The sequence below is a fragment of the uncultured Veillonella sp. genome (assembly GCF_938010505.1).
GTDB lineage: Bacteria > Bacillota > Negativicutes > Veillonellales > Veillonellaceae > Veillonella.
The window spans coordinates 1-2,179 of record NZ_CALLVP010000135.1 but is presented as its reverse complement, the minus strand read 5'-3'; the positions used below and the strand labels follow the sequence as shown (position 1 = coordinate 2,179).

Annotated in this window: 1 protein-coding gene and 1 pseudogene; both read right to left on the bottom strand. The window is 39.6% G+C overall.

All coding sequences use genetic code 11. From position 1 onward, the window contains the following. On the bottom strand, positions 1-1,748 hold a 1,748-nt coding region (locus Q0507_RS08345), incomplete at its 3' end, for an ATP-dependent Clp protease ATP-binding subunit (RefSeq protein WP_298714991.1). Between the two features lie 62 nt (positions 1,749-1,810). Next, positions 1,811-2,179: pseudogene (locus tag Q0507_RS08340) on the bottom strand (ATP--guanido phosphotransferase); the annotation flags it as partial.

The window sequence follows — 2,179 nt, the reverse complement described above, 5'->3', positions numbered from 1 at the left end:
ACAGTATGTTTTTCCATATATTCAGACATATCAAGTCGAATCATAGCAGATTCATCGCCGAACAAGGAGGATGCAAGCGCTCTAGCTAGCTCAGTTTTCCCCACCCCTGTTGGACCAAGGAATAGAAATGACCCAATAGGACGTTTGGGATCTTTTAATCCAGCCCTTGCACGGCGTACGGCTTTAGCTACAGCGGTAACAGCCTCATCTTGACCTACTACACGTTTATGAAGTTTTTCTTCCAAATAAAGTAAGGTTTCAGACTCTTCTTCTGCAATTTTAGCCACGGGAATACCTGTCCATTGCGCTACTACTGCAGCTATGTCTTCCTCTGTAACTATTAGCTTTTGATGGCTTTCTTCTTTAGCGATAGACTTTTTATCATCAATTTCTTTTATCAATGTTTGTTCTTCATCGCGAAGCTTTGCTGCCTTTTCAAAGTCTTGAGATGTAACGGCAGCTTCTTTTTCTTTCTTTACCGTATTGAGGCGATCTTCTAAAGCCTTAATATCAGGTGCTGAAGAAAACACTTTCATACGAACTTTAGATGCAGCTTCATCTACTACATCAATAGCCTTATCAGGCAAGAATCTATCTGTAATATATCGGCTAGATAAGGATACAGCCGCTTTTAATGCATCATCTGTAATCTTAGCCTTATGAAAGGCTTCGTACCGATCTCGTAAGCCCTTCAAAATTTCAAGAGCATCCTCTTCGTTGGGCTCTCCTACTTGAACAGGTTGAAAACGACGCTCTAGAGCGGCATCTTTTTCTATATATTTCTTATATTCATCGAGTGTTGTGGCACCGATAACTTGGAATTCACCACGTGCCAAAGCAGGCTTTAAGATATTAGCCGCATCCAAAGCGCCTTCAGTAGCACCTGCCCCCACCAATGTGTGAATTTCATCGATGAAAATAATCATGTCATCATGTTGTTGTACTTCATCGATTGCTTTTTTCAGCCGTTCTTCAAATTCACCTCGATACTTGGCACCCGCTAACATAGATCCAATACTAAGAGAAATAATGCGTTTATTACGCAAAATCTCTGGTACATTTCCAGTCACAATACGCTGTGCCAATCCTTCAGCAATAGCTGTTTTACCTACACCTGATTCACCGATAAGAACAGGATTATTTTTAGTTCTACGGCTGAGAATTTGAATCACCCGCTGAATCTCTGTATCACGACCAATAACTGGGTCAATCTTGCCTTGCTTAGCAGACTCATTAAGATCTGTTGCAAAATCAGATAAATCACCCAAATCATTATGGCTATCTAATCCTTCTTGACCTCCATGATTGCTGCCTTCATTGGAACCAAGAATACTTCGAATTTCTTCTACTACGTCGTTACTACGTATATTCATAGCTCGCAAAATAGAAGCAGCAACACCGCTACCATCGCTAAGCAGTCCCAATAAAATATGCTCTGTACCTACGTAATTATGGTTCATGCGGTTAGCTACCTGAATAGCAAGCTCTAGTACATGTTTAACGCGAGGTGTCATATAAATTGACGTCGCTTTTTTATTACCACGTCCCACATGTTCTTCTACAGCTTCAAAAATATCTTCTGTAACAAGACCAAGCTCTTCTAAAGCCTTGGCTGCTACCCCATTTTTAACCTTTGTAAGGCCGATGAGTACGTGTTCAGTACCTACATAGTCATGTCCTAACTCTAAAGCAGCCTCTTGGGCTAAGGAAAGAACACGCTGTGCATCGTCTGTGAACCGTTGCATCATAATATCACCTCATCTCTTTATGTAAAATAAATAATCATGTATCGATTGTTTATGTGTTTATATTATTTTGAAAGTTTTTGACGTATCACCTTTGCTCTATAGCTATCGCGATCAGCATCTGTTAAAATTTCATTACCTAAGTATTTACAGAGAAAATTAGGTCTAGTTATAGCAACAAGCTCATTAAAAGTATCCTTGCCCCAAGGAGGTAATATTTCTAAATCTACACCTAATTGAATATCACTAAGCTTAGTAAGCGCCTCTTTACCACTTACACGGCGTGCAAATTGTAAAATACCATAGGATCGCCATAGTACATCTTCCAAGCCTTCTTTATCATTGTGTAATAAAGACTGCCGAGATTTTCGTTCTTCTGCAATAATTCCTTCTACGATTTTATTCAATTGCTCAATAGTTGCTTCTTCACTAAT